Genomic DNA, 2,377 nt, shown 5'->3' with positions numbered 1-2,377 from the left:
GCCCGCAGTTCGTGGACGGCCTGCCGCAGCGCGCGGCGCAGCAGCGCGGTGGCGGCGGCCGGTTGCCGATCCGCGCCGCCCTCGGGTTCGGGCACCACGGCATCCGCGATGCCCAGTTCGAGCAGGGCCGCGGCGTCGACCCGCAGGGCCTGCGCGGCGCGCGGCGCGGCCGCGGCGTCCTGCCAGAGGATGGACGCGCACCCTTCGGGGCTGATCACGGAGTAGACGGCGTTCTCGCACACCAGGACCCGGTCGGCGACCGCCAGGGCCAGCGCTCCCCCGCTGCCGCCCTCGCCGGTGATCACGGCGACCACCGGAACCGGCAGTCCGGCCAGCAGTTTCAGGTCCTCGGCGATGGCGACCGCCTGCCCCTGCTCCTCGGCGCTGAGACCCGGGTACGCACCCGCGGTGTCGACGAGCGTGACGACCGGCAGCCCAAGTTTGGCGGCCAACCGCAGCACCCGCGCGGCCTTGCGATACCCCGGCGGCGTCGGCATGCCGAAGTTGTGCGCGGCCAATTCAGCTGCCGTGTGGCCCTTCTGGGTGCCGATCACCGCGACGGGCACCCCGTCGAGGCGGGCGAGTCCGGCCACCATGGCCGGGCAGTCGGCGGCGAGGCGGTCACCGTGCAGTTCGACGAATTCCTCGAAGGCCCCGGCGATGTGGTCGAAGGTGGTCGGGCGGCCGAGCCGACGCGCGGCGCGCACCCGCTCCCAGGGATCGGCGGGGGCGAGCGCGGCCGGATCGGTGATGACCGCCTCGGTGTCCCCGACGTAGGGCCGCGCCGCGCGAACGGTCATGCCCACCAAACGGATCAGCCGGTCGCGCAGCGCCGAGCGGTGACAGATCATGTCGACGACGCCGTGATCCAGCAGGAACTCGGCGGTCTGGAATCCGGCGGGCAGGGTCTGGCCGATCGTCTGCTGGATGACCCGCGGCCCCGCGAAGCCCAGGCGCGCACCGGGTTCGGCGACGATCACATCGGTGGAGGTGGCGTAGGAGGCCGCGACACCGCCGTAGGTGGGGTCGGTGATGACCGAGACGGTCAGCACGCCCGCCTCGTCGAGGCGCTGCAACGCGTCGCTCGTTTTGGCCATCTGCATGAGGGCGACGATGCCCTCCTGCATGCGCGCCCCACCCGAGGCGGTGACCAGGATCAGCGGGCGGCGTTCGGCCAGCGCGACTTCCGCGGCCGTGGTCACCGCCTCGCCGACCGCGCTGCCGAGACTGCCGCCCAGGAACCGGAAGTCCATGGCGGCCACCACGACCGGCACTCCGCCGAGGGTGCCGCGCACGCAGGCCACGGCCTCGTCCAGCCCGGTTCGACGGCGGGCGTCCGTCAGCCGGTCCGGGTAGGGCCGGGAATCGGTGAACGCCAGCGGATCCGGCACGGTCGCGGCGTACGCGAGCGGCTCGGCGCTGTCGGGGTCCAGCAGCAGGTCGATCCGCTGCGGTGCGGTGAGCATGCCGTGGCTGTCGCATTCCGGGCACACCCGGTCGCCGCGTTCGTAACGTTTGACGTAGATGATGGCCGAGCATCCGGGGCACACCATCCAATCGGTGGCGGCCGTGGTGCCGGTGTCGAGAATGGTCATCGCTCCTCCAGTGGACGAGGCAGGTACCGGGCGGCCGCGGCGGGCAGCCGCACCCCGGCGGTGCGCAGCTGCGCGACACGGGTCAGGTAGGCCGCACCGGTCATGAGCTGATCGGCGATATCGGCCACCGCCCGGTTGGCGGGCGCGGCCAGGTGGCTGCCCGCCGCCCAGGTGTTGAACCCGCCCATGGCCGGGCCGCACCAGATCTGATAGTCGGCCATTCGTTCGGCCTCGCCGCGGATGCTCCAGCCCGACGACAGGCCCAGATACCAGCGGAAGATCAACGCCATCCGCGCCTTCGGATCGCGCTGCGCCGAAACCAGTTGCGCGGGATCGCGTTCGGTGAAGAAGGCCACACAGTCCTGCCACACCGTGTGCAGCGGGCGGCGGAACAGGGTGGCTTCCAGGTCGGCGCGGACCGCGGCCGGGAGGGCGTCGATGCCGTCGTAGGCGCGGTACAGGTCGTAGAGGCGCTGGGCGCGGGTGGCGAACATGGTGCCCCGGCGCAACACCTGCACCTGCACGCCGAGCTCGAACATGTCCGAGGACGGGGCCATCACGCAGTCCGCGAATTCCGCGGTGGCCAGCAGCCGTTTGGTGGCCTCGCACTGATGCGCCTCGCGCGCGGCTTGATTCACCGAACCGGTGACGATGTAGGCCGCGCCCATGGCGAAGGCGGTCGCGGCGGCACCGACCAGCGCCTGGCCACCAACCGCCGCACCCAGCAGGCCCTGCTCTCGGAGGGTTGGAAGTTCGTCTCCGGCGCAGACGGTTACGAAGGC

Annotated in this window: 1 protein-coding gene and 1 pseudogene; both read right to left on the bottom strand. The window is 72.4% G+C overall.

All coding sequences use genetic code 11. From position 1 onward, the window contains the following. A partial coding sequence (gene accD / locus ACWELQ_RS43875; RefSeq protein ID WP_452402884.1) for an acetyl-CoA carboxylase, carboxyltransferase subunit beta occupies positions 1-1,595 on the bottom strand: 1,595 nt, incomplete at its 3' end. After that, positions 1,592-2,377: pseudogene (locus tag ACWELQ_RS43870) on the bottom strand (2-nitropropane dioxygenase); the annotation flags it as partial. The gene accD and the pseudogene ACWELQ_RS43870, both read right to left, overlap by 4 nt.

The sequence above is a fragment of the Nocardia sp. NPDC004722 genome (genome assembly GCF_053601505.1).
Note: the sequence above shows the minus strand (reverse complement) of the source record. Positions and strands in the feature narration are given on the sequence as shown.